Raw genomic sequence first — 24,853 nt, forward strand, 5'->3', positions numbered from 1 at the left:
TCAAACTGGTTTGTTTTAGTGCTTGGCAATGGTGACTTTTATCAAAATCACCCCATTCCTTGGATGAAAACGCCGTAATTATCGCCATCCTTCAGTTATCGGTATCAGCCGCTGTCATTGCTATGGTTATTTTAAGCTCAGGATTATACGTAGTTTTCTTTCAAAAAAATGAGAAACACCTCTCTTTTTAGGTATTACCCATAAAGTTTTTAAGTTTTTTATCAAAAATATTTAATAAGAATTATTCACGGATAGAACAATACTGTGCTTGAGTTCAAAAAACTAATCCGAATGTCGGCCTTGATGTGTTGCTTTATGACGAGATAGCGCTTCGTATGGGGATTCCCATCCCCATTGTCCAGATGGTTGATGTGGTAATAACTATTGAAACAAAAGCATTTTTTCATAAAAAAAGGGGCCTGTGTGGCCCCTTTGATTTCGGTTGATCAGATCCGGAACATGCCGACCTGATTGCTCAGTTCACCTGAAATATTTTTAAGTTGTTCAGACAGATGGCGCGAACTGTCGGCATCGACCGCCAGCTCGTCCGAGACATCCTTGACCGCCTGGATGTTGCGGCTGACCTCGTCGGTTACCGCCCGCTGCTCTTCGGCTGCGCTGGAGATCTGGGTGGCCATGTCGGAAATCTGGTTGATGGAGGCGGTGATCTGCTCCAGTGCCTGGGTGGCATCGTTGGCATCTTCCACGCTGTTCTGGGCCAGCAACTGACCCTCGTGCATGGTGCTGACGGCTCCCTGGGTGTTGCGCTGCAGGGTTTCGATCATGCTGCGGATCTCGACGGTGGAGCTGTGGGGTACGCTGGGACAGCACCCGCACCTCGTCGGCCACCACCGCAAAGCCGCGACCCTGTTCACCGGCCCGGGCCGCTTCGATGGCGGCGTTCAGCGCCAGCAGGTTGGTCTGCTCGGCGATGCCCTGAATGGTGGAGAGGATGGTGTTGATCTCCTGGGCGTTCTTTTCCAGTTCCTGAATGATGCCGGAGGCCTGCTTGACCTGGGTGGCCAGATCCGTGATGGAGCGCTGGTTGCGGGCGATCACCTGCTTGCCGTGCTCGCAGCTGCTGGAAGAGCTGCGGGCCGCATCGGCGGTCTGCTCGGCGTTGCTGGCCACCTCCACCGCGGTGGCAGACATCTCGTGCACCGCAGTGGCGATCTGGGAGATCTCGTTTTGCTGGCGAGCCAGACCCTGGCTCGATTTTTCCGCCATGTTGTGGGACGACTTGGCTTGCTGGTTCAGCTGTCCGGAGGAGTTGGAGATGTCCTGCACCATCACGTGGATCCGGTCGATGAAGGTGTTGACGTGCTTGGCGACGATACCCACTTCGTCTTCACGCTCAATCTTGACGCGGCGGGTCAGATCGCCGTTGCCGCGGGAGAGATCGGCAATCGCTTCGCCCAGGGTTTTCAGCGGGGCCAGTGAACCGTTGATGGCGACATAGGAGAAGCCGGCGACGATGAGGATGGTGAGCAGGCCTTGCAGCAGGGCGGAGGTCACCATGCGGGAGACGGACTGATAGGCGACCGCTTCATCCACCACTATGCCGAAATACCAGTTGGTGTTGGGGATCTCGGTCAGGTCGAACACGCTGGGTTTGCCGCTGATCTCCATCTCGGAGATGGTGTTGTCATGGGCCAGCTCGTTGACCTTGGCGGCGGTCAGCTCGGGGGAGATGGCGGTCGCCTGTTTGAGGGCCAGCTCCTTGTCCGGGTGGGCAATGATGGTGCCGTTGCTGTCCACCAGGATGGCGTAGGTCCCTTCCGAGTTGATGGCCAGCACATCGCGTACCAGGGCGTCGATGGAGACGTCACCGGCGATGACCCCCTGGGTATTGCCCCGGGTGAAGGGCTCGGCGATGGTGATGATCAGCTGGCCGGTGGTGATGTCGGCATAGGGGGCCGTGATGGCCAGCTTGCCAGCAGCCATGGCGTCCTTGTACCAGGGGCGCTGACGAGGGTCATAGCCGGCCGGCAGATTGGTCGGCTTGCTCTGGATCATCTTGCCATCCTTGGTGCCGACGTAGACCAGGTCAAAGTTGCCGGCATTCATGGATTGGGCCAGATGGCTGATAGGTTCGTCTTCCTTGGCGAAGGCCTCCTTGGTGGAGGTGACCATGCTGATGCGGGCGTCCAGCCAGCGGGAGATGCCTTTCACATTGGCAGCCGAGCTGTCGTCGATGAAACTCCAGATCAGGCGCTGGGTTTCGCTTCTCAGCTGGGTGGTGTTGTACCAGACCTGCAGGCCGGTGATGACCAGGATAATGACCCCGATGGCGAGGACAAGCTTGTTCTTGATGGATAAGTTCATGTTTACATCCTTGTGAGCGTCAGTCTGCGATGTGTGGTTTTATTGTTATGGGCCAACACTGTATCGGCCAAAGTAGGACTTTTTGTACCCCGGTGCGCCTTTAAATTTATAGCTTAAATCAGCGGTTATCGATCTTCCCCTGGCACAATGAGTCCGTTTTTGGCCGGCGGCAGGAAGCGGTCCGGCCGGTTGGTAAAGATGCCATCGACGCCGATGGCGGCCAGCATCGCCTGATCGGCGGGTTCATCGACCGTATAGACCAGCACCTTGAGTCCACGGTCGTGGGCATCCTGCACCAGAGCCTGATCGACAAAATCCACGTCGCAGTTGAGCGACCAGGCCCCCAGCTCGGCTGCAAACTTGGCGAGGGTGAGGGGAATGGTGGAAGTCAGTGCCCCCAGCCGGATGTCGGGGCGCAGGGCGGCAAAGCGGGCGAGCTCCGGGTGGTGGAAGGAGGAGACGACCCACTGCGCAGGCGCGAAGCCAAGCTCGGCCTCGGCACGTCGGGTCAGTCGGGCCACCTCGTCGGCTGTTTGCGCTCCTTTCAGCTCGATGTGCAGCTCGGCCTGGCCGGCAATCGCCTCCATCACCTGCCACAGGGTCGGGATCCCTTCTCCCTCACCGGCATTCAGGCTCGCCAGATAGGCGCGCGACTGGGCCGTCAGCACGCCGTCGCCGTCGGTGCAGCGCTCCAGCCGCCGGTCGTGGAACACCCACAGCTCGCCGTCGGCCAGCTGCACGTCGATCTCGATGGTCCCGGCGCCCAGCGCCAGTGCCAGCCGGATGGCCTTGAGGGTATTTTCCGGCGCCAGTCCGCTGGCGCCGCGATGGGCAATGATCTGCATGATGTACTCCTGTGGTGCCTGCTCAGGCCCGGCTCAGACGAATGTCGATCTGCTGGTGCGGCAGCCCCAGCCCCTGTTGCTGCAATTTCTCCAGCACCAGCGAGTGAACCTCGTGGGTGATGGGCATGCGGTGATCCATGCTGTTCACATAGAGCCGGATCTCGTAGATCAGCGCCGAGTCGGTGAATTCGATCAGGAACACCTCGGGGGAGGGGGTCTCCAGCACCAGGGTCGAGGCCCGAATCGACTCTTCCAGAATGGTCTGTATCTTTCTGGGCTCCTGGGTCAGGCCGATGCGGATGCGCAGCCGCACCCGGGTGATGGCGTCTGACAGTGACCAGTTGATGAACTGTTCGGTGATAAAGGCCTTGTTGGGGACGATGATCTCCTTCCTGTCCCAGTCCACTATGGTGGTGGCGCGGGTCTTGATCTTGGTGACGGTGCCGGTCAGCTCGCGAATGGTGACGGTGTCGCCGAGCCGGATCGGTTTCTCGAACAGAATGATGAGGCCCGACACGAAGTTGGCGAAGATCTCCTGCAGCCCGAAACCCAGGCCCAGGGAGAGGGCCGCCACCATCCACTGCGCCTTGGACCAGTCGATGCCGAGGATGGAGAAGCCGGTCAGCGCCCCCACCACCAGCACTATGTACTTGGTCACCGTGGTGATGGCAAAGCCGGTGCCGGGGGAGAGGCTCAGGTGCTGGAGCAGGGTCAGCTCCATCAGGCCCGGCAGGTTGCGGGCGGTGACCACGGTCAGGATGAAGGTAAACACCGTCAGCATCAGATCCTGCAAGGTGATGGCGGAGAGCTGTTCGATGCCGCCAATCTTGCTGCTCACCTGCCACACCTCGATGCTGCGCAGGAAGCTGAACGCCGAGTTGAGTTCAGACCACTGTACCACCACCAGCATGGTGAAACCCAGCATCAGCAGGGTGCGCACCAGCCCGAGCGACTGGGCGCTGATGGTATCCAGATCCAGCTCGGTGTCTTCCACCACATCCGGGATCTCGGAGCTGAGCTCGTCATGCCCCTCTTCCCGGCCTCGCTGGGCCAGGATCTCGGCCCGCTTGCTCTTGGCCCGCTCGAAGGCGAGACGGCGACGCTGGATCAGCATCCAGCGGTGCGCCAGATAGTAGACGAGCAGGCAGCCCAGCCCCATCAGCAGGCTCAGCTCCAGCTGGCGCAACAGGATGCGGGAGGTATAGAAGTAGCCGAGCAATGAGCCGATCACCGCCAGCAGCGGGGCCAGCATCAGGCTGTTCCAGATGAAGTGGTGCAGCAGGTGCGGCTTGGTCATGTCGGCCTGGCCCCAGGTGAGCGGCAGCCGCTCCCGGTTGAGGCGGGCGAAGAACAGCAGCAGCCAGAGGGCGCCGACGATGAAGGCCAGCCGGCCGAGGGAGTCGTAGAAGGCGTGCTCCTGATAGCTGTTGGCCATGCCCTGCACGAAGAAGCTCGGAATGATCACCAGCAAGAGGGTGCGAAACTGGCTCCACACCTTCTGCACCCGCTCCTTCTGCCAGCGGAAATGGAGGATCAGGATCCCCTTCTCCAGCGTCAGGTGACGGGCCATCAAGAGTGCCAGCAGCAGGAACCAGATCTCGCCGAGGCCGCGGGCCACCGCCACCGCGAACGGATATTGCCAGGCACCGTCGAGCAGGCCACGCACCATCAACACCATGGCGGGCAGCGGCAGGGAGGCGAGCAGGGAGCGCATCAACAGCCGGCTGGTGAGGCTGAACTTGTCCTGGGTCACCTTGCCGATGCGGGGCGCTATGTGCTGGCTGTAGTGGGTCAGGTGGCGTGCCAGTTTGAACCAGCACCAGGCCAGCACCAGGATGCCGATACCGGCGAAGGTGAGGGTGATGGGGTTGTTCTCGGCGATGGCCTGGGGCAGTTGCAGCCAGTTGACCGGGTTGAGGGCGAGGCCGAGGGCCGCCGGCACCCCGAGCAGCACGGCCGGGGTGAGCGGGCGCACGTCCGGCATCCAGAACAGGTGGCTGGCGCTGAGCTCGCGGATCTCGTCGATCTTGCTGTTCTGGCGGCTGTAGAGCAACTTGAGCCGGGTCTGCTCCTGAATGAGGCTGTCGGAGGCGTCGTTGAGCCGGGTCAGCAGCTGGCGACGGGCCTTGAGCAGGTTGTCGAGCACCGCCTGCTGGGCGCGATCGAGGGCCACTTCGTCGGCGGCCAGCAGCTGATCGCGCATCTGGCGCGGGTCCTTGAGCGCGTCCTGTTCGGTCTCGTACTGGTACTTGGCCATGCGGGCGTTGACGATGGCGGATTCCAGCTTGTCGAGGGGGAAGTAGGCGGGCAGATCCGAGAGTTTGCTGCGCAGGTTCTCGCCGTAGGCGTTGCTGATCTGCAGCCACTCCAGTTGCTCGCGCACCGAGTTGACCAGATCGTTCAGGCTCGACAGGTTCTTGTCGATCACCCGTTGCTCATCCTGCACCCGCTCTATCTGATCCTCCAGCGCGCCGAGCTGGATGGAGAGCGCCTGGTTCTGCTGTTGCTGCTCCAGCAGCAGCGGCATGTCGGAGGTGAGCTGCTTGCGCAGCCGCTCGCTCTCCGCCAGCGCCTGTTCGGTCTTGTCGCGGCGCAGCTGGTTCTGCTGGTTGAGCAGGCTGGTCTGCCATTCATCCTCGTCGGTGATGGCGAGGTTGAGCTCCTGCAGCCTGAGCTTGCCGAGATCGTTGCGCTGCTGGGCGGAGAGCTGCTCCAGCTCCAGCATCTGGATCCGGTCGGAGAGGCTCTGCTCCTTGAGGCGGGTGACCAGCTGCTGGGCATCCTGCAGGCGATCCGATTCGCTGCTGAAGCTGAGCCGGTCGAGCAGGGCGCGGGTCTGCTGCAACTGCTTGCGCAGCTCGTCGACCCGCAGGTGATACTCCTGGCCGGTGCTCTCCAGCTGGTTGAGGCTGTCCATCACCCCCTGGCGCTCCTTGCGCAGGTTGAGCTGGCGGTTGCTGCTCAGGCCGATGGCCTGGCGCAGCGCCTCCTCCTTCAGGGAGGAGAGGGCCGGGCGAGGCTGGGGCTGGTAGTTGTGCAGGCTCTCCTTGAGACGGGCCGACTCCTTGGGATAGTCGATGAGGATCTGCTGATAGGCCTTGCCCTGCTCGCGATAACGCTGGGCCTCCCGGGCAAACTGCAGCGCCTGCTGGTAACTTTCCCGCAACTTCTGGTTTTCCGGGGTGTCGGTCTTGGGCACGCTCTGCAGCAGCTCTTCCACCTGGGTGATGGCGTCATCGGCCTGGGCAAGGGGAGTGAGGAGAGTGAGAGAGAGCAGCAGGCAGAGCAGGCGTTGCAACATGGCGCACGTTTCCGTTCAGGTGAGGTCGCCCTAGCCTAAAGCAGGGGCCGGGGCGGGTAAAGTTTTCCATATTAATGATTTGTAACATAAATAACGGGCGTTCCCGGCCCGCTTTGGCTATTATTCTGGCCGTTTTTCCCTCCGTTGAGCGTTTTATGTCCGCAGTCGATCTGGGCACGGCCCCTCTTTCCCGCCTGTTCTGGCGCTACGTCACCCCGACCGTGGCCGCCATGCTGGTCACCGGCATCTATGTCACCATAGACGGCATCTTCGTCGGCCATATTCTGGGTCAGGACGGGCTGGCCGGCATGATGCTGGCGTACCCCATCTGCGCCGTGCTCTATGCGGTGGGGGCTTTGATCGGCATGGGGTCCTCGGCGCTCGCCTCGTTTTATCTGGGCAAGGGGGAGCAGGCGAGGGCCCGCCACATCGTCGGCAATGCGCTGGTGATGGTGCTCATCGCCTCTGGGCTGCTCGCCTTCATCGGCATCCGTTACGGCGAGGCCATGCTGATCTGGATGGGGGCGGAGGGGGTCATCTTTGACGCCGGCTTCGCCTATCTGCAGTGGTATGCCTGGCTCGGAGTGTTTGCGGTGCTCTCCATGGCGTTTACCGCCCTGCTGCGCAACGATGGGCGACCCGGCCTCACCACCTGGATCCTGGTGGGGGGCGGCGTGCTCAACGTGCTGCTCGATTACCTGCTGATGGCGGTGATCCCCTGGGGGCTGGCGGGGGCCGCCATTGCGACCATGCTCTCCCAGGCGGTGACCGGCGGCCTCTGTCTGTGGCACTTCTTCACCCCGCGCAGCCAGCTGCGCATTGGCTGGGACACCCTGCGACCCGACTGGCGGTTGATGGGGGAGACGCTGCGACTCGGGGTGTCGAGCTTTCTGATGTACCTCTACCTGTCGGTGGTGCTGGCGCTGCACAACAAGGCGCTGCTGGCGGTGGGCACCTCGCTGCACGTGGCGGCCTACGGCGTCATCAGTTACAGCGAGGCCTTCTTCTATCTCATCTTCGAGGGGATCGCCATGGGCATCCAGCCCATCGCCAGCTTCAACGCCGGGGCGGGCAACTGGGCGCGGGTGCTGCGGGTGCGCAACCTGGCGCTGGGGGTGACCCTGCTGGTGGCCCTGTGCGGCATGCTGCCGCTCTATCTGTGGCCGGAGGGGGTGGTCTACCTGTTTGCCGGTGACAACGCGGCCCTCTTGCCAGTGGCCAGCCTCGGCATCTGGCTCTACTTCTGGGGCTTGCCGATGGAAGGCCTGCTGCTGGTGGGGGCCACCTACTTCCAGGCCATCAACCGGGCCCGCATCGCCTCCTTGCTCACTGGCGGCAAGCTGGTGCTGATCGGTGGCTTCCTGTGGGGCTTCTCCTCCCTGTGGGGGGTATCCGGCGTCTGGCTGGCATTGCCCACCTGCAGCACCCTGCTGGTCCTGGTGATGTGGCGAGCCATGGGCAAGGAGGCGCGTCAGCACGCCGCCTGATATGTCGTCAGTCGGCCATCAAAAAGGCAGCCTAGGCTGCCTTTTTCGTTTTGAGCGCCCCTGACAGGTCACCGACCTCAGGGCTTGAAGGCGCCGATGAAGATGGCGGGGTCGACCCGGGCGTCGTTGAGGCTGACATTCCAGTGCATGTGGGGACCGGTGGCGCGGCCGGTAGCGCCGACACGGCCGACGATGCCGCCGCGGGGCAGGCTCTGGCCCAGCTTCACGTCGACCTTCGACATGTGGCAGAACATGCTGATGAGGCCCTGACCGTGATCGACGAACACCGTATTGCCGTTGAAGAAGTAGTTGCCGATCAGGATCACCCTGCCCGCCGCCGGCGACTTGATGGGGGTGCCGGCACCGACCGCGAAGTCGAGACCGGAGTGGGGGTTGCGCTCCTCGCCGTTGAAGAAGCGGCGCAGCCCGAAGGGGCTGGAGAGCGGCCCGTCCACCGGTTTGTCGAACAGCAGGTTGCTCGGCTGGGTCGGGCTGAAGGTCTGGTAGGCGCGGGTCTGCTCCGCCAGTTCGCGATTGATGCGGGTCATGTCTTCGGCCAGCGGGTTGACCTGACGGCTGTTCTTGAGCTTGATGTGCTGCTCCCTGTAGTGCTTGGTGCCGACCGTGAAGCCGAGGGTACGGCCATCGCTCACCTGCAGCTGGTGGGCGCCAGTCTGGCTCTTGAGGGGGATGCCGACGATGGCAATCCAGCGTTTGCCCTCCTCACGCACCACCAGCACCGGCTTGCCCTGATAGCGGGCGGTCGGGGCCTGCGCCTCGCTGCCGAGCGCCACCACGGCGACGCCCCCCGGCACCGGGTGGTTGAGCAGACGACTGATGAAGCCCTCGGCGAGGGCGGACTGGCTGGCCAGCAGCAACAATAGACAACAAACGACTCTCATGATGATTCCAGGCTGGGTTGACTAAAACGAAACGGTAACGAAATCAGGACGCTGGCTGGAAGCGCTGGTAGATGGCCTCCATCTGGACCGACACCTCCTGGCGCACCAGGTCCAGCTCCAGCATGTCTTGTACCACCTTGAGCTGATCCGGATTGAGGAAGCTGCGGCTGCTCTCCAGCACCCGCTGGGTATAGGCGCGCTGGTTCTCCAGATAGGTGCCGGCATCGCCGCTCTCCTGCTGGGCCAGCTGCTGGTTCGCCTCGCTCAGCAGACGCGTCAGGGATTGGCGCTGGGCCGGTGCCAGCAGCTCGCCGTGCTCCGCCAGGCGACCCTGGATCTCCAGCAGGCGGTTGGTATCGCCCGAGTAGATCTCCTGTTCGAGCCGGGTGCGGGTATCCTCCCCCAGCAGGTTGCTGAGGTTGCCCCAGATGCGCTGGCTCTCCTGCTCGTAGGCATCGGGATGGTCGAAGCCGAGGCGATAGAGCTCGCGCAGTTGCTCCTGGACCTGGCCGCGCACGTCTTCCACTATGTCGAGCCGGTCGAAGACGGTGGTGAGCTGGCTGCCCTGTTCGGCGTCATAGAGCCGCTCGATCAGCACGGATCCTTCGCTCGACTGGCTCCACTGGCTGATGGCGGCCTCCAGCTCGGGATTGGGAGGCAGCACCTCCTGGGCGGGGGCGGGCTCGCTCTGGCTGCCCTTGCCGGGCAGCTTGGCCAGCAGGCTCTGCCCGGTGCTCTGGCCGCTGTTCTGGCTGGTGGCCGAATCGCATTGCGACGGGCTGTTGGCGGGGCTGGCGGTGTCGGATCCCGGCTGAGGTTTGACAGGGTCGGCCTGCCACTGCCAGAGGTTGAGCAACAGGGAGGCCAGCAGAATTGGCGCCAGGTGAGATGTACGCATCTTGGATTCTCTTGAATAAGTGAATGCCCCTTGCAAAGGGGTCTCTTATGATAACCGTAACGTCTGATACAAGCAGCCATGACGTGCAAAACCGGCCTCGGCGGTGACCCGCCATTGAGTCGGTCGGCCCATGGCTCTAGAATCGGCAACCAGCCGTTTTGAACCGAGGAAATGTTATGAATGGATTGTCCCCCCTGCGCGCAGAACCTGCTCGTCACCCCATCGGGCGTGGCTGGGTCTGGGTGCGATCCGGTTTCGATGTCTTCAACAAGGGGATGGGGGTCAGTGTTGCCATGGTCCTCATCTGGTTTGCGGTCGGTCTGCTGCTGGAGCGTCTGCCGGCGGGCAGCCTCATCTCCCAGCTGCTTTACATGGTCTGGGGGGCCGGCTGGGTGGCGGTGGCCCGTCACGGTTATGAAGGCAATCCGCTGCGCTTTGCCGATTTCTTCTCCGGTTTTCGCCACAAGCTGACCCCGCTGATGCTGGGGGGGTTGCTGGTGTTGGCCTTGTTCAGCCTGATCGGCCTCATCTGCCTGGGGCTGCTCTCCATGTGGGGGCTCACCTCCCTGCTGACCCAGGATCCGGAATCTCTGGTCGTGACGGCGGCCCAGGCCCAGGGCCTGCTGCTCTGTCTGCTGCTGGGGCTGGCACTGCTGATCCCGGTGCTGATGGCCATCACCTTCGCTCCTGCCCTCATCTTTTTCCACGATGTGGGGATCCTGCAGGCCGCCAAACTGAGTTTCAAAGGCTGCCTGACCAACATGTGGCCCTTCCTCTGGTGGGGGTTGATCGCCGCCATCCTGATGCTGTTCGGTGCGGCGCTGATGCTGGTGGGTCTGCTGGTGGTGATCCCGGCGCTCAACTACTCCATCTATGTGGCCTACCGGGATATCTATCTGGACGTGACGCAGGAGACGCCTGCCGAAGCCCCGTTGACCGGCTTCGAAGCCTGACGCCAACGGACTGCTGTGACATATGTGCGAAAGGGGCCTGCTGGCCCCTTTTGCATGTTTGCGTTGTCTCTTGTTCCCGCCACTACTCTCGCCACATGGGGTCGACGGCCATGCGTTCGACCAGAAAGTCGAGGAAGCTGCGCAACAGCGGTGACATCTGCTTGCGGGTGCCGTAGACGGCGTAGACGCCAAGTCGCTTGGGCTGCCACTGCTCCAGCAGCGGCACCAGGGTGCCGGTATCGAGGTGAGGCTGGACCGAGTAGCGGGGCTGCAGGCTGATGCCGGCACCCTCCAGCGTCGCCTCCAGCAGCAGGTTGGAGATGTTGGCGCTGAGGTTGCCGCTCACCGGCACTGATTCGGGTCCGTCCGGTCCCTGGAACTCCCACAGGCTCTTGCCGAAATAGGTGTAGGTGAGGCAATTGTGTAGGGCGAGATCTTGCACCTTGTGCGGGGTCGGGTGTCTGGCCAGATAGGCCGGGCTGGCGCAGACCACGGAGTGACAGGTACCGAGCCGGCGGGCCACCAGGTTGGGGTCGAGGTCATTGGTGATGCGCACGGCGAGATCGATCCGCTCCTCCACCAGATTGACGGTGCGGTCCAGCAGCAGAATGTCGATGGCGGTGCCCGCATAGCGCGCCAGGTAGTCGTTGGCGGCGCCCACCAGCAGGGCTTCCGAGAGTGAGTAGCTGCTGGTGATGCGCAGTTGCCCCTTGGGGGCCTCGTCGCCGCGCACGGCGATCTGCTCCATCTCTTCCCCCAGTGCCAGCATGGCCCGGGCCCGGTTCAGCGCCTCTTCCCCGGGGCCGGTCAGACTGAGCCGGCGAGTGGTGCGGTGCAGCAGCCGTGCCCCCATCCACTGTTCCAGCTCCGCCAGGTAGCGCGTCACCATGGCGCGCGACATCTCCAGTTTCTCCCCGGCGCCGCTCAGGCTGCCCTGTTCGACTACGCTGACAAAGACCCGCAATGCGGTCAGTCGATCCATTTCAGGCTCTCTATATGCTCGATTAATGCAACAGTGATGCGCTTATTATGCTGTATTTGTACCGTAATTGATCCAATAAACTGTGTCCATCTGATGAACCCCTGATGACTTGATGAGGAATACCCGATGAACAACACCCTGATCCGCAACCTGACCCTGGCCACCACCCTGCTGAGTGGTGCCGCCATGGCCGCCCCGCTCACCGTGACCGTCTACAACCCGGGCGAGAAGGCTATCTTCCCGGTCTCCTCCTCCCTGGTGACCGGCGACAAAGAAGCGATCCTGATCGATGCCCAGTTCGACGTGCAAAACGGCCAGGCGCTGGTGGACATGATCAAGAAGAGCGGCAAGAAGCTGACCACCGTCTATATCAGTGCCGGTGACCCCGACTTCTACTTCGGTCTGGAGCCCATCAAGGCAGCCTTCCCGGACGTCAAGGTACTGGCAGACCAGCATGTGGTCGATCATATCAACCAGACCAAGGACGCCAAGCTGAGCTATTGGAGCCCCATCCTCGGCAAGGGTGCACCGAAGAGTCTGACCGTGCCGCAAGTGATGACGGCCAGCCATCTGACACTGGATGGCGAGAAGATCGAGATCAAAGAGATGAATACCCCGAATGCCTACCTGTGGGCACCGTCCATCAAGACGGCGTTTGGTGGCGTACCGGTCTACAGCGGCGTGCACGTGTGGATGGCTGACAGCCAGACCAAGGCTGCTCGCAGCAACTGGGTCAAGGCGCTGAACAATCTGCTGGCACTGAAGCCCGAGCGCGTGGTGCCGGGTCACTTCCTGGGGACTGCTCCCAAGGGCAGCGCCGCCGTGACCTTTACCCGTGACTACGTAGAGCGCTTTGAGCAGGAGCTGGCCAAAGCCAAGAATTCCGGCCAGCTGATTGAAGCTCTGAAGAAGGCTTACCCGTCCCTGCCGGTCGACGACGGTCTGGCCATCGGTGCCAAGGTCAACACCGGCGAGATGAAGTGGTAACCCCCTGACGCCTACTTCCCTGTGTTTTTTACCGGGCCCGAGGGCCCGGTTTTTTTAGCCGAATGAACGAGTGAATGATATGAACGAAACGACTCTGCATTATGTATATGACCCCCTCTGTGGCTGGTGCTACGGCGCCGCCCCGCTGTTGAAGGCTGCGGCTGCCATCCCGGAACTGCGCATCGAGCTGCACGCCGGTGGTCTCTGGCTTGGCGGGCGCAGGCAGGCGATGGGCCAGGCCCTGCGTGATTACGTCCGTCCCCATGACGAGCGGATCCAGGCGCTGACCGGCCAGCCTTTCGGCGAGCGCTATTTCAACGAGCTGCTGCTGCGCGATGGTCTGCTGCTCGATTCGGAGCAGCCCATCCGCGCCATCCTGGCGGTGACGGCCCTGGGTGGCAACGGTCTGAGCCTGCTACACCGCATCCAGCAATCCCACTATCGCGATGGCATCTGGATCGGTTCGCTCGAGCATCTGACCAGCCTGGCGGCGGAGCAGAACATTGGCGCGGATGATTTTGTGAAGGCCTATCAGCAGGCCGACCTGGCGAGCCATCTGGCCGACAGTCAGCGCTGGATGCGCCGTCTCGGCGGACAGGGCTACCCGACCCTGGGATTGGTGCAAGGCGACAAAGTCACCCCCTTGTCCGCCTCCTCCTTCCTGGGTGAACCAGAGGCGTTTGCTCGCCAGCTCCAGCTCATGATGAGTCGTTGAGCGAACAGCAGGTCGTATCCGGTGGCGGATGTGCAGCGCCCGAGGTGCTCGTTGCAGATTTTTCCTACCTGTCCGGCGCTCATGCTATCCCCAGGCGAGACGATATATTCAGTAGCGGACAGTTTGAAAATCATCCGCTTGCGATCATCGCGCTATGCTCTATGGGGATAGCCTGGGAGCTCGGCTCCGTGGGCTTGCGTCTAGCCGCCAAGGATACCAATCATGTTCAAAAATATGTCTATAGGTCAGAAGTTGAGCGCCGGTTTTGCCGTATTGGCCCTGCTAGTGGTGGGGCTGGCGTGGTTCTCCATCACTCAGCTGTCCCGTCTTTATGCCGATACCGCCACCATTTCGGGCAACCTGTTGCCGTCGACCCGCTATGCCAGCCAGATGCACGTGGCCATTCTCGATGCCCGTCGTTCCGAACTGGCGCAGGTGATAGGTGGCCTCAACAAGGATGCCCAGGAGGTGAGCGAACGTACCGTCACCTTCAACAAGGCCAAGCAGGAGTTTGACGCAGCGGCGCAGAAGTATGGCTCCTTGCCCTTCAGCACCGATGAGGAGAAGCAGACTTACGAACAGCTGGTGGCAGCTGGCGCCAAGTACTTCTCGGTGCACGAGGAGCTGGTGGCTGCGTTTTCCAACGGGGATCTGGAGAAGGTCAAGAGCCTGCGCAAGAACGAGACACGGGTTGCCCTGGAAGAAGTTGGCACCAAATCCTACCGTCTGCGCGAGATCAACAACGAGATTGCCGACGGCATGGTGAAGTCGGTGGCCGACCTTTACAGCAGCTCGCGCACCATGAGTATCGTGGTGAGCCTCATCACCGTCTTGTTCGTGGTGGTGGTGGCCTGGCTGCTGACCGGCCAGATCCGCAATCCGGTGATGGCGCTACTGGAGCAGACCCGCAAGGTTTCTGCTGGCGATCTGGCGGCCCATCTTGATGCCAGCCAGTTCAACAACGACGAACTGGGGCAACTGGCCAAGGGCTTTGGCGAGATGCAAAAGAACCTGCGTACCCTGGTCAGCGAAGTCTCCGGCTCCGTGGTGCAACTGAGCTCGGCAGCTGAAGAGATCAGCGCGGTGGCGCGCCAGTCCGCCAACAACATGAACAGCCAGCAGCACGAGCTGAACCAGCTGGCCACCGCCATGAACGAGATGCAGGCGACGGTGCAGGAGGTGTCCCGCAACACCAGCGACGCCGCCAGCGCCGCTAGTGCCGCCAGCAGCACCGCCGAACTGGGGGCTCGTACCGTCAACGACTCCATCAAGCGTATTGAGCAGGTGGCCGGTGCCATCGAGAGCACCGCCGTGGTGATCCGTCAGCTTGGCGACGACAGCCGCAACATCGGCATGGTGCTGGAGGTGATCCGCGGGATCGCCGAGCAGACCAACCTGCTGGCCCTCAATGCCGCCATCGAGGCGGCCCGGGCTGGCGAGCAGGGGCGCGGCTTTGCGGTGGTGGCCGACGAGGTGCGTACCCTGGCGAAACGGACCCAGGATTCCACCTCCCAGATCAACACCATCATCGCCGAACTGCAGCAGCGGGCCGAGCAGGCCGGCACCACCATGCAGCAGAGCCAGGACATGATGAATTCCACCGTGAGCACGGCGCGGGAGGCGGGGGCATCCATCTCCGAGATCAGCGGCTCGGTGGAGAGCATCTCCCACATGAATATCCAGATTGCGACCGCCACCGAAGAGCAGGGGGCGGTGAGTGAAGAGCTCAACCGCAACGTGGTCAATATCAGCCATGCCTCCGAGGAAGTGGCTGCCGGTGCAACCCAGATGGCACAGGCCTGTAACGACCTCAATCACCTAGCGACCCAGTTGCAGGAGATGGTACGCCGCTTCCGGGTGTAAGGCGGATTGGATGCTCGCTGCTGCGGGCCCGGATCCTGGATCCGGGCCCGCCTTGTTTTATCGGCCTGTCGACTTTCCCTCTTGCACCATCCCTTGTTCGTTCCGCCGTTCTTGGGCATGCTAATGGCCCCATTGGTTGGCAGGATTCTGGATGTATGAACCTTCGCGATCTCGAGTATTTGGTGGCGCTGGAAGAGGAGAAGCACTTTCGCAAGGCGGCGGAGCGCTGCTTCGTCAGTCAGCCGACCCTGAGCGGCCAGCTGCGCAAGCTGGAGGATGAACTCGGGGTGATCCTGATCGAGCGTACTTCGCGCAAGGTGCTGTTTACCCCGGCTGGCGATGCCATGGCCCAGCAGGCCCGCAAGGTGCTCAAAGAGGTGCGTGAGCTCAAGAGCATAGGCCAGCATTTTGCCGAGCCCATGTCCGGTGAAATCCACATCGGCTTCATTCCTACCGTCGGCCCCTATTTGCTGCCTCACATCATTCAGGATCTGCGCGAGCACTTTCCCAAGCTGGAATTCTACCTCTATGAAGAGCAGACCCAGGTGTTGCTCAAGCGGCTGGAAGAGGGGGAGCTGGATTGCCTGATCCTGGCCGAGCTGGATGGCATGGACGGGTTTGGTTCGATCCCGCTCTATCAGGAACCCATGTGGCTGGCGGTGCCCCAGCAGCATCCGGAGGCCAAGGCCAAGGCGGTGCCGCTCAGCAATCTCAAGGGCAAGAAGTTGCTGATGCTGGCCGATGGCCACTGTCTGCGGGATCAGGCGATGGGATTCTGCTTCGCCGCCGGTATCGGCGAGGATCAGCGCTTCAAGGGCACCAGTTTGGAGACGCTGCGCAACATGGTGGCCGCCGGCAGCGGCATGACGCTGGTGCCCAGGCTCGCCGTGCCCGCCAATGCCGAAGAGGGCGGCGTCAGCTATCGACCTGTGATAGACCCCGTACCTGGGCGTACCATAGCGCTGCTCTATCGCCACTACTCGGTGCGCCGCCCCTGTTTCAACGAGCTGGCCGCCCGTATCTCGCGCTTGATGCAGAGCCTGCTTGGCTAACTGCGCATCACTATTACAGGGTCACAAAAAGAAAACCGGCGCATTGCGCCGGTTTTTTTATCTTCTGCTGTGGTTTAGAAGATATCGTCGGTGGAGACGGGACCATCGGTGGGTGAACCCTCACCGCCGTACACCTGATTGCCATCCGAGCTCTGTGTCGCGTAGCGGGTCGGCTCGGTGCCTTCCTTGAAGAACTCTTCCGTGCTGCTGCCGTCGGTCCGGTTGGTCAACAGGCCGGTCTCACGATCGATCCGCACCGTGATGATCCCTTCCGGTACCGGCATCTTGCGCTCAGGAACTTGCTTGAGCGCCGTCTTCATGAAGTCGATCCAGATGGGCTGTGCGGCACCACCGCCAAATTCGGCACGGCCCAGACCACGCTGGTGGTTGTCAAAACCGATCCAGGAGGTGGCGACCAGATTCGGGGTATAGCCGGAGAACCAGGCATCACGGGATTCGTTGGTGGTCCCGGTCTTGCCGGAGATATCGTGGCGCTTGAGGTCGCGCGCCGCCCGCCAGCCGGTACCGCGCCAACCGTTGCCACCCCAGATGGCGGTGGTCAGGGTGTCGGTCACCAGGAAGGTGCTCTGAGCACTGATGGTCTGCGGTGCCATGTTGCCGGGAACGACCGGATCGATGGGGCACTGGGCTTTCCAGTCCGGCGCCGTATTGGCATAGGCATCCGCACTGTCGAGACCGGCGGCGGCCAGCACGCCACAGTCACGGCAGGCGGCTGCCGGGTTGGCCTGATAGAGAGGCGCGCCGAAGCTGTCGGTGACTTCGGTGATGAAGTAGGGGGTGACCTGGAAGCCGCCGTTGGCCATGACCGAGTAGCCGCGCACCACTTCCAGCGGAGTGAACTCGGCAGCCCCCAGGGCCAGCGATTCGTTGGGCGAGATGGTATCGCGAGCAAAGCCGAAGCGGGTTAGGCCGTCGATGTAGGTATCCAGCCCGATGGCGCGCATCAGGCGCACCGACATCACGTTCTTCGACTTGGCGAGGCCGAGGCGCAGGGAAGTGGGACCTTCATAGATGGCCGGGGAGTTTTTGGGCTGCCACATGGGGCCCTTGGAGGGGTCCCACTGGTTGATCGGCGCATCGTTGATGAGGGAGGCCAGGGTGTAGCCCTGTTCCAGCGCGGTGGCATAGAGGAAGGGCTTGATGTTGGAGCCTATCTGGCGGCGTGCCTGATCGACCCGGTTGAACTTGGAGAGCTCGAAGCTGAAGCCGCCGACCAGCGCCTCGATGGCTCCATCCTGCGGGTTCATGGCCACCAGAGCGGCGTTGACCTCGGGGATCTGGGAGAGCAGCAACTCTTCACCCTTTTCCCGTACCCAGATCTGGGCGCCCACTTTCAGCATGTCGCGGGCCGAGCGGGGCGCAAAGCCCTGACGATCATCGGTGATGAAGGCGCGTGCCCACTTGATGCCGTTCCAGCCGAGCTCAGCCTGTTTGCCATTCTTCAGCACTATGGTCGCACTCTTGTCAGCCAGCTTGGTGACGACGGCGGCCATCAGCGGCTCATAGGTGGGCTGCTTGGCCAGATGGGCCATGATCTTGTCATAATCCCAGTCGGCTTCGCCCGCTTTCCACAGCTGGGCGGTCACGCCCTTGTAGCCATGGCGGGTGTCATAGTCGAACACGCCGTCGAGCAAGGCCAGACGGGCGGCGCGCTGGCGCTTGGCGGTGACTGTGGTGTAGACGTGCAGACCCATGGTGTAGGCATCTTCACCGAACTGCTCCACCATCTTCTGGCGCACCATCTCCCCCAGATAAGGGGCATTCAAGGTGATTTCAGCCCCGTGATAGCGGGCCTTGACCGGCATCTTGGACGCTTCGTCGAACTGGGCCTGGGTGATTTTGCCGGTTTCCAGCATGCGACCAAGTACCACGTTGCGGCGGGCAAAGGCACGTTCCGGCGAGCGGATCGGGTTCAGCATGGACGGCGCCTTGGGCAGACCGGCGATGATGGCGATCTCGTCCAGCGTCAGGTCCTTGACCTCCTTGCCAAAGTAAACCTGGGCGGCGGCACCGACCCCGAATGCCCGATAGCCGAGCGGGATCTTGTTGAGATAGAGCTGCAGGATCTCGTCCTTGGAGAGATTCTGCTCGATGCGCCAGGCCAGGAAGACCTCTTTTATCTTGCGCACCAGCGTCTTTTCATTGCTCAGGAAGAAGTTGCGGGCGACCTGCTGGGTAATGGTACTGGCGCCCTGGCGGGCCTGACCGGAGACGGCCCAGACGGTGGCTGCACGAATGATGCCGATGGGGTCGATCCCCGGGTGCTCATAGAAACGGGCATCTTCGGTCGCCAGTACCGCATCGATCATGGACTGGGGGATTTCATCCAGATGCAGCGGGATGCGACGAATTTCGCCAAATTGGGAGATCAATTCCCCATCCCGGCTGTACACCTTCATCGGGGTGGCCAGCTTGACGTCGCGCAGCGCGGTCACATCCGGCAACTGGGGCTTGATGTAGAAGTAGATACCGATGAGGCTGGCAACACCCAGCACAGCACCCAGCATCATGACAATAAACAGGCGTACGAGCCATTTCAGCATGGAAGAACTACCAATCGTCTTAAAATTAGCCAACGGGCGCAGAGTATAGCCCTTTTGCCTCCGGAAATTCGAGGTTTTCCTGACGGCAGCCCGGCTCCTCGAGAAGAGGCGGGAGGTTAGCATTCTGTGGCTCAATAACCAAGGGGAGGCGAGGGGCAGCCGGAAAGCGAGTTGTATCACTTTTCGGCATAAACTTTATGACATTGATAGATAGAGCATTTAGGATGAGTTAAGTCATCATCTTCTGATTAGCTGTCCTACAATCAATCCTAAAACCCAATAACGCATGGATGTGTATATGTTTGGGCTATTCAACAAAGGTTCTCTGCTTCCTCTGGCGGGTATTGATTTTGGCAGCCAGACCATCAAGGCCGTGACCATTACCGGTCGTCCCGGCAAGCTCCATCTCGAATCGGTGGCCGAAGTCGCCACTCCCAAAGGCACTCTGGTCGATTATCAGCTGCAGGATATCGAACGGGTCAGCCAGTCTCTGAAGGCCCTCAAGCGCCTCATCTCGGGCAGCAGCCAGTATGTTGCGACTGCCGTCACCGGTTCCAACGTGATCACGAAAGTCATTCAAGTGGATGCCGCTTTGGGTGAGAACGAGCTGGAGAATCAGGCTCAGCTCGAGGCTGAGCAACTCATTCCCTTTCCCCTAGATGAAGTGAGCCTGGATTTTGAAATTCTGGGCAAGGTTAACGATCAGGAACGCCGCGAAGTGTTGCTGAGTGCTGCCCGCACCGAGAGCGTGAGCGGGCGGGTGACCGCGCTGGCGGAAGCCGACATGACCACCAAGGTGGTGGATGTGGGCGCCCACGCACTGGGCCGTGCCGTGCTTGCCTGCCTGCCGGAGTTGCAGGAGTGGGAGAAACCGGTCGGCGTTATTGATATCGGAGCGAGCGCCATGACCTTTGCCGCACTGGTAAAGGGAGAAGTTATCTACTCACGCCTGCAAAACTTCGGTGGCGATCAATATAGTCAGGCGCTGGCCTCTTTCTACAACCTGTCGCTGGATGACGCCGAGCAGGCCAAGTTGCAGGGCAAGCTGCCAGTTGATCACGAACTGGATGTGTTGCTGCCCCATATGAATGCTCTGTTGCAGCAAGTCAGGCGGAACGTGCAACTGTTTTGCAGCTCTTCCGGGCACAGGGAGCTTTCCAGACTGGTGCTCACCGGCGGTGGCAGCCTGCTGCCCGGGCTGGCGGCCCAGGTCGGCAGCGAGTTGAACTGTGAGGTATTGCATCCTGATCCCTTTGCCCTGTTCGGCAAGCCGAAAGGGGAGGGCGCGGTCCACGGTGCCAAGTTTATGACGGCGCTGGGTCTGGCATTGAGGAGCTTCACGCCATGTCAAATATAAACCTCCTGCCCTGGCGTGAGGCCAGGGCCCAGCGACAGAAGAAGCAATTCGGGGTCATGTTGGGCATCTTCATGGCCATTACGGCTTCCCTTGGTTTTGCCGCCGACTGGCTGGTGGAGCAGCAGATAGGCCATCAGCAGCAACGCAACCAGCGTTTGCTGCAGGAGATGACCATCCTCGATGCCCAGCTTGGCGAGATCCGCCTGCTCAAGGAGCGACGCAAGGAGTTGATCGATCGCATGCAATTGATCGAACACCTGCAGATGCGCCGCAATCTGCCGGTTCGCCTGTTCAACCAGTTGCCTTCGCTGGTTCCCAACGGGGTTTACCTCAATACGCTTGCCTTGCAGAACAACCAAATAGATGTGAATGGCAAGACCGAGGCCTATGGCAGGGTAGCCAGCATGATGCGTCGTATCGATGGCTCCGGCTGGCTGGGGCAGTCGCAGATCAGCACGATTTTTGCGGCCGATGTGGCGCCCGTTTCGCTCAGCCAGTTCTCCATGATGTTCCAGGTCGCGGGTGCGGCAGGCGCCACGGTCGATGTGGCTAAGGGGCAGCAATGAATCTACAACAGCTCAACGAACTGGATCTCAACAACATTGCCAGCTGGCCCAAGCTGGCCAAAGGGATTTTCATCCTGTTCTTCTGTGCCTTGCTGGGGGGGGCCATCTATTACTACGTGATTGCCAACTCACTGACCCTGTTGACCCAGGAGACCAACAAGGAGGCCGAACTCAAGGCGCAGTTCGAGAGCAAGGCGATGCTGGCTGCCAACCTCGGTGCCTACAAGACGCAGATGGTGCAGCTCGAACAGCTGGTGGATACCCAACTCAAGCAGTTGCCCAATACTCACGAAGTGGCCGGATTGCTGGATGACATCAGTTTCATTGCTACCGACAATGGACTCAAATTGAATCGCATCAATTGGGAGCCCGAGATCAAGCACGAGTTCTCCACCGAGCTGCCCATGCGAATCGAAGTGGTGGGCACGTATCATGAGATAGGCAAGTTCACGGCCGACATGGCGGCCTTGCCGCGTATCGTCATCCTGGAATCGTTCACGCTGGGACAGGGCAAGGAGCAAGGCGACATGATCGCCATGTCGATGCTGGCCAAAACCTACAAATACAATGGCAAAACCGTGGGGCAGACCAAATGAAGCTACTCTGCGTGCTGTTGCCTGCTCTGTTGTTGACCGCCTGCGGTGGGCAGGATGACATGGACAACTATGTGGCTGAAACCAAGGCCAGAAAACCAGTACCCATCGAGCCTCTTCCCGAAATCAAACCCTTTTCCCCGATGGCTTATCACCTCAGCGATCAGCGCAGCCCCTTCATCGCCCCCCAGCCTGAAACCAGCAGTGCCAAGGTGGATGCCAAGGTGAAGCCGGATTGCGCCCAGATCGTGGCCAACAGGGAGAAAGAAGTACTGGAGCGCTATTCACTGGCCAGCCTGAGCATGCAGGGCTCACTTGGCAAGCAGGGACAGCTGTGGGCCTTGATCAGGACTCCTGATGGTCAATCCATCCGGGTGGGTCTCAATCAACACATGGGACTGGATCAGGGACGGGTGATCAGGATCACTGACACCTACTTGGATTTGATTGAGACTATACCGGATGGCAAAGGATGCTGGGTGACTCGAGAAACTCAGCTGGGCATGGCCAATCTTGAAGCAAAACGATAATCAGGGATGATGCGATGAAAACAACAATAGGTATGGTAGCCCGAGTTACCCTGCTGTTTTGCGCCGGAGCATGGAGCCAGGCCTGGGCCGTGGCAACCCTGCAGGAGGTCAAGGTCAATCCGCTGATGGCCGATCAGCTGTTGCTGGAGTTGAGTTTCAGTGAACCGGTCAGCGGATTTACCGATCGTCTCTCCTATGAACCCAATCAGCTGCTGCTGCATGTGCCTGGGGCGGTGGGAGCGCTCAACGTGAACCCGTTGCCCATCAAGCAGCAGGGGGTAGACAACCTCAAGGTCGAGGGCAAGGGGGCAGGTCTCGATATCAAGATCTCCCTCGATCAACTGACCCCCTATCAGGTGCATCAGCAGGGCAACAAGTTGTTGGTGGCACTGGGAGAAAAAGCAGCCATGCCGCTGCCGGCCACCACAGCATCCTCCGGGCTGGTGGTCCCCCAGCCGACCTCGTCTGCACTTATCAATACCCAGCCGGCAGCCTCGTCCGCCCTGATCAACAGTCAGCAGCTTGCTCGCCAGAGCGCTCCAGTGGCTGCGCCCGTGGCCAGCAAGCCGGTTTTGCCATCACCACAGACGGCGGCCAGTGGTGCCTACTTCAATTCCGTGAAAGGGGTAGATTTCAGGCGTGGCAAGGACGGGCAGGGGGAATTTCTGGTGACGCTGGACAACAGCTCCGCCGCCGTTGACGTCAGCAGCCGTGGCCAGACGGTACTTGCCAAGTTTCACGGCACCCGGGTACCGGACGATTTGCTTAATCTGATCAACGTGCAGGATTTTGCGACCCCTGTCTCTCAGGTTGAGGTGTTCCGCCAGGGTAACGACACCCTGTTTGAACTCTCGGTCAACGGCCAGTTTGACTACCGTTACGATCAGGCGGACAAGATGTTCATCGTCGAGGTGAAAAAGCGCTCCGCGGCGACTGCCGGCAAGCAGTATCAGGGCAAACCCATCTCTCTCAATTTCCAGGATATCCCGGTGAGAACCGTGCTGCAGCTCATCGCGGATTTCAACAACCTCAATCTGGTGACCACGGATTCGGTGTCGGGCAACATCACCCTGCGGCTGGACGGGGTGCCCTGGGAGCAGGCACTCGACATCATCTTGAAGGTGCGGGGACTCGACAAGCGGTTGGACAACAACATCCTGCTGGTCGCACCGGCCGAAGAGATTGCCGCTCGCGAGAAACAGCAGCTGGAGAGCCGCAACCAGGTCGCCGATCTGGCACCGCTTTATACCGAGTATCTGCAGATCAACTATGCCAAGGCATCCGAAGTGGCGGCGCTGCTCTCGTCCGAGAGCACCAAGCTGCTCTCTTCCAAGGGGGCGGTGAGCGTCGATGAGCGGACCAACGTGCTGGTGGTCAAGGACACTGCCGACGTCATCAGCAACATAAAGCGGATGCTGGATATCCTGGATATTCCGGTCAAGCAGGTGGTGATCGAGGCGCGCATGGTGACCATTGATGACGGCTTTGACGAGGCGCTTGGGGTGCGTTGGGGGGTAACCAAAAACGACGGTCACGGCAACAGTACCTCGGGCACCATCGAGGGCAATGACGGTTCCGGCAACAACAATGGCGGCTCGACCATCACCCGACCAGGGGTGGACGATCGGCTTAACGTCAATCTGCCGGTGACCAATGCGGCCGGTACCCTGGCCTTCCAGGTGGCGCGGCTGGCGGATGGTACCTTGCTGGATCTCGAGCTGTCGGCACTGGAGAAAGAGAGCAAGGCCGAGATCATCGCCAGTCCCCGGGTCACCACGGCCAACCAGAAACCGGCGCTGATCGAGCAGGGTACCGAGATCCCCTATGTGGAGTCCTCTTCCAGCGGGGCAACCTCGGTCACCTTCAAGAAGGCGGTGCTGAGCCTCAAGGTGACGCCGCAGATCACCCCCGACAACAGGGTGATCCTGGACTTGACCGTGACCCAAGATACCAAGGGTGAAACCGTACCGACCGGTACCGGTGATGCTGTCTCCATCAACGCCCAGTCCATCACCACCCAAGTGCTGGTCAACAATGGCGAGACCCTGGTACTTGGTGGCATTTATCAACAGACCATCAAGAGCGATGTCAGCAAGGTGCCCCTGCTGGGTGATATCCCGGGTCTGGGCGTGTTGTTTCGCAAGACAACCAGTGAGAACAAAAAGCGCGAGCTGCTGATTTTCGTGACGCCGAAGATAGTCACCGACGCCTTCTGAAGACTTTACATGTGAAGGTAAAACACATATAACCTTACGCCCCAATGAGGCTGGGGCGTAAGGGCTGCGGTTGCCAGTCCTGATTTCTATTGAGATAATCCCCCTCCTGATCCATCGCAAGATAAGGTTCATAGGTACCCCGATCGAGAGTTTGTCGGGGTCGTACAGTTTGTAATTACTAACGAAAAGACATGGCTGAGAAACGCAATATTTTCCTGATAGGTCCCATGGGTGCGGGCAAGAGCACCATAGGTAGACATCTGGCAGAACAACTGCATATGGAGTTTTTCGACTCAGATCATGAGATTGAGCGCCGCAGTGGTGCCGATATCGGCTGGGTGTTCGATGTTGAAGGCGAAGAGGGTTTCCGGATCCGCGAAGAGAAGGTCATCGGTGACCTTTCCGAACAGCAGGGTATCGTGCTGGCGACGGGTGGCGGTGCCATCAAGAGCCGTGAAACACGCAACAAGCTCTCTGCTCGCGGCATCGTGGTGTACCTCGAAACCACCATTGAGAAGCAACTGGCACGTACGCAAAGAGACAAGCGTCGCCCCTTGCTGCAAACCGAAGAGCCGCCGCGCGAAGTACTCGAGCGTCTGGCACAAGAACGCAACGCCCTGTATGAAGAAGTGGCTGACTTTGTCATCCAGACTGATGACCAGAGCGCTAAAGTTGTTGCCAATCAAATCGTTAAGTTGATCGGCATGTAATATAGAG

The 24,853-nt window shown here is 60.7% G+C and carries 18 protein-coding genes and 1 pseudogene; 12 read left to right on the top strand and 7 right to left on the bottom strand.

Features of this window, described 5'->3' with window-relative positions; genetic code table 11:
- Positions 1–446 precede the first annotated feature (446 nt).
- The 3 genes and pseudogenes from C2U40_RS04375 to mscM form a co-directional block, all read right to left on the bottom strand.
- Positions 447–2,325, bottom strand: a pseudogene (locus tag C2U40_RS04375) (methyl-accepting chemotaxis protein).
- A 125-nt stretch (positions 2,326–2,450) separates the two neighbouring features.
- The gene (locus tag C2U40_RS04380) at positions 2,451–3,170 is read right to left on the bottom strand and encodes a glycerophosphodiester phosphodiesterase (RefSeq protein WP_103826959.1); all 720 of its coding nucleotides are present in this window, start codon (positions 3,168–3,170) and stop codon (positions 2,451–2,453) included.
- 22 nt (positions 3,171–3,192) lie between these two features.
- Complete coding sequence (gene mscM / locus C2U40_RS04385) at positions 3,193–6,471, bottom strand: miniconductance mechanosensitive channel MscM (protein WP_103826960.1); 3,279 nt, start codon at positions 6,469–6,471, stop codon at positions 3,193–3,195.
- 155 nt (positions 6,472–6,626) lie between these two features.
- On the opposite strand from mscM, the gene C2U40_RS04390 reads away from it, so the two are divergent.
- A complete protein-coding gene (locus C2U40_RS04390; protein WP_041213679.1) occupies positions 6,627–7,958 on the top strand; it encodes an MATE family efflux transporter in 1,332 nt (443 codons plus the stop codon).
- A gap of 77 nt (positions 7,959–8,035) precedes the next feature.
- On the opposite strand, the gene C2U40_RS04395 is transcribed toward C2U40_RS04390, so the two are convergent.
- Positions 8,036–8,860 carry a M23 family metallopeptidase gene (locus C2U40_RS04395; RefSeq protein ID WP_103826961.1) on the bottom strand — a complete coding sequence of 275 codons (825 nt, stop codon included), beginning with the start codon at positions 8,858–8,860 and terminating at the stop codon, positions 8,036–8,038.
- 43 nt (positions 8,861–8,903) lie between these two features.
- Positions 8,904–9,758: a hypothetical protein gene (locus tag C2U40_RS04400; RefSeq protein WP_017409212.1), complete on the bottom strand. Its 855-nt coding sequence runs from the start codon at positions 9,756–9,758 to the stop codon at positions 8,904–8,906.
- Positions 9,759–9,934: 176 nt separating this feature from the next.
- Between C2U40_RS04400 and C2U40_RS04405 the strand changes: the two genes are divergently transcribed.
- Entirely contained in the window at positions 9,935–10,711 is a 777-nt protein-coding gene (locus C2U40_RS04405) for a BPSS1780 family membrane protein (RefSeq protein ID WP_016351640.1), read from the top strand.
- Between the two features lie 82 nt (positions 10,712–10,793).
- On the opposite strand, the gene C2U40_RS04410 is transcribed toward C2U40_RS04405, so the two are convergent.
- The gene (locus tag C2U40_RS04410) at positions 10,794–11,693 is read right to left on the bottom strand and encodes a LysR family transcriptional regulator (RefSeq protein WP_102988179.1); all 900 of its coding nucleotides are present in this window, start codon (positions 11,691–11,693) and stop codon (positions 10,794–10,796) included.
- Between the two features lie 126 nt (positions 11,694–11,819).
- Between C2U40_RS04410 and C2U40_RS04415 the strand changes: the two genes are divergently transcribed.
- From C2U40_RS04415 to oxyR, 4 genes are all read left to right on the top strand, one after another.
- Positions 11,820–12,680, top strand: coding sequence for a Vmh family MBL fold metallo-hydrolase (locus C2U40_RS04415; RefSeq protein WP_016351638.1), 861 nt, complete (start codon positions 11,820–11,822; stop codon positions 12,678–12,680).
- A gap of 79 nt (positions 12,681–12,759) precedes the next feature.
- Positions 12,760–13,395 (top strand): DsbA family protein, encoded by a 636-nt coding sequence (locus C2U40_RS04420; protein WP_042065027.1) that lies wholly within the window; start codon positions 12,760–12,762, stop codon positions 13,393–13,395.
- 222 nt (positions 13,396–13,617) lie between these two features.
- Entirely contained in the window at positions 13,618–15,258 is a 1,641-nt protein-coding gene (locus C2U40_RS04425) for a methyl-accepting chemotaxis protein (protein WP_045527843.1), read from the top strand.
- Positions 15,259–15,413: 155 nt separating this feature from the next.
- Positions 15,414–16,310, top strand: coding sequence for a DNA-binding transcriptional regulator OxyR (oxyR, locus tag C2U40_RS04430; protein ID WP_181014702.1), 897 nt, complete (start codon positions 15,414–15,416; stop codon positions 16,308–16,310).
- A gap of 74 nt (positions 16,311–16,384) precedes the next feature.
- On the opposite strand, the gene C2U40_RS04435 is transcribed toward oxyR, so the two are convergent.
- On the bottom strand, positions 16,385–18,874 hold the full coding sequence (locus C2U40_RS04435; protein WP_011706971.1) for a penicillin-binding protein 1A: 2,490 nt from the start codon (positions 18,872–18,874) through the stop codon (positions 16,385–16,387).
- 286 nt (positions 18,875–19,160) lie between these two features.
- Here C2U40_RS04435 and tapM point away from each other — a divergent pair, with 286 nt between their 5' ends.
- The 6 genes from tapM (at position 19,161) to aroK (ending at position 24,846) form a co-directional block, all read left to right on the top strand.
- Positions 19,161–20,231, top strand: coding sequence for a PilM family type IVa pilus assembly protein TapM (gene tapM / locus C2U40_RS04440; RefSeq protein ID WP_103826963.1), 1,071 nt, complete (start codon positions 19,161–19,163; stop codon positions 20,229–20,231).
- On the top strand, positions 20,219–20,797 hold the full coding sequence (gene tapN / locus C2U40_RS04445) for a PilN family type IV pilus biogenesis protein TapN (RefSeq protein ID WP_041218444.1): 579 nt from the start codon (positions 20,219–20,221) through the stop codon (positions 20,795–20,797). Before tapM ends, tapN begins: the two co-directional genes overlap by 13 nt.
- Positions 20,794–21,393 (top strand): PilO family type IV pilus biogenesis protein TapO, encoded by a 600-nt coding sequence (gene tapO / locus C2U40_RS04450; protein ID WP_011706968.1) that lies wholly within the window; start codon positions 20,794–20,796, stop codon positions 21,391–21,393. Before tapN ends, tapO begins: the two co-directional genes overlap by 4 nt.
- On the top strand, positions 21,390–21,920 hold the full coding sequence (locus C2U40_RS04455; RefSeq protein WP_103826964.1) for a pilus assembly protein PilP: 531 nt from the start codon (positions 21,390–21,392) through the stop codon (positions 21,918–21,920). Before tapO ends, C2U40_RS04455 begins: the two co-directional genes overlap by 4 nt.
- A 14-nt stretch (positions 21,921–21,934) precedes the next feature.
- Entirely contained in the window at positions 21,935–24,136 is a 2,202-nt protein-coding gene (locus C2U40_RS04460) for a type IV pilus secretin PilQ (protein ID WP_103826965.1), read from the top strand.
- A 191-nt stretch (positions 24,137–24,327) separates the two neighbouring features.
- Positions 24,328–24,846: a shikimate kinase AroK gene (gene aroK / locus C2U40_RS04465; RefSeq protein WP_005298388.1), complete on the top strand. Its 519-nt coding sequence runs from the start codon at positions 24,328–24,330 to the stop codon at positions 24,844–24,846.
- Positions 24,847–24,853 lie beyond the last annotated feature (7 nt).

The organism is Aeromonas sp. ASNIH4, assembly GCF_002934425.1.
Lineage (GTDB): Bacteria > Pseudomonadota > Gammaproteobacteria > Enterobacterales > Aeromonadaceae > Aeromonas > Aeromonas hydrophila.

Coding starts and splice junctions, on each gene's coding strand:
- mscM (WP_103826960.1), bottom strand. CDS start 6,471: ATGTTGCAACGCCTGCTCTGCCTGCTGCTCTCTCTCACTCTCCTCACT.
- C2U40_RS04415 (WP_016351638.1), top strand. CDS start 11,820: ATGAACAACACCCTGATCCGCAACCTGACCCTGGCCACCACCCTGCTG.
- C2U40_RS04410 (WP_102988179.1), bottom strand. CDS start 11,693: ATGGATCGACTGACCGCATTGCGGGTCTTTGTCAGCGTAGTCGAACAG.
- C2U40_RS04400 (WP_017409212.1), bottom strand. CDS start 9,758: ATGCGTACATCTCACCTGGCGCCAATTCTGCTGGCCTCCCTGTTGCTC.
- C2U40_RS04420 (WP_042065027.1), top strand. CDS start 12,760: ATGAACGAAACGACTCTGCATTATGTATATGACCCCCTCTGTGGCTGG.
- tapN (WP_041218444.1), top strand. CDS start 20,219: ATGTCAAATATAAACCTCCTGCCCTGGCGTGAGGCCAGGGCCCAGCGA.
- C2U40_RS04395 (WP_103826961.1), bottom strand. CDS start 8,860: ATGAGAGTCGTTTGTTGTCTATTGTTGCTGCTGGCCAGCCAGTCCGCC.
- C2U40_RS04455 (WP_103826964.1), top strand. CDS start 21,390: ATGAAGCTACTCTGCGTGCTGTTGCCTGCTCTGTTGTTGACCGCCTGC.
- C2U40_RS04425 (WP_045527843.1), top strand. CDS start 13,618: ATGTTCAAAAATATGTCTATAGGTCAGAAGTTGAGCGCCGGTTTTGCC.
- oxyR (WP_181014702.1), top strand. CDS start 15,414: ATGAACCTTCGCGATCTCGAGTATTTGGTGGCGCTGGAAGAGGAGAAG.
- C2U40_RS04405 (WP_016351640.1), top strand. CDS start 9,935: ATGAATGGATTGTCCCCCCTGCGCGCAGAACCTGCTCGTCACCCCATC.
- aroK (WP_005298388.1), top strand. CDS start 24,328: ATGGCTGAGAAACGCAATATTTTCCTGATAGGTCCCATGGGTGCGGGC.
- C2U40_RS04460 (WP_103826965.1), top strand. CDS start 21,935: ATGAAAACAACAATAGGTATGGTAGCCCGAGTTACCCTGCTGTTTTGC.
- tapM (WP_103826963.1), top strand. CDS start 19,161: ATGGATGTGTATATGTTTGGGCTATTCAACAAAGGTTCTCTGCTTCCT.
- C2U40_RS04390 (WP_041213679.1), top strand. CDS start 6,627: ATGTCCGCAGTCGATCTGGGCACGGCCCCTCTTTCCCGCCTGTTCTGG.
- C2U40_RS04380 (WP_103826959.1), bottom strand. CDS start 3,170: ATGCAGATCATTGCCCATCGCGGCGCCAGCGGACTGGCGCCGGAAAAT.
- C2U40_RS04435 (WP_011706971.1), bottom strand. CDS start 18,874: ATGCTGAAATGGCTCGTACGCCTGTTTATTGTCATGATGCTGGGTGCT.
- tapO (WP_011706968.1), top strand. CDS start 20,794: ATGAATCTACAACAGCTCAACGAACTGGATCTCAACAACATTGCCAGC.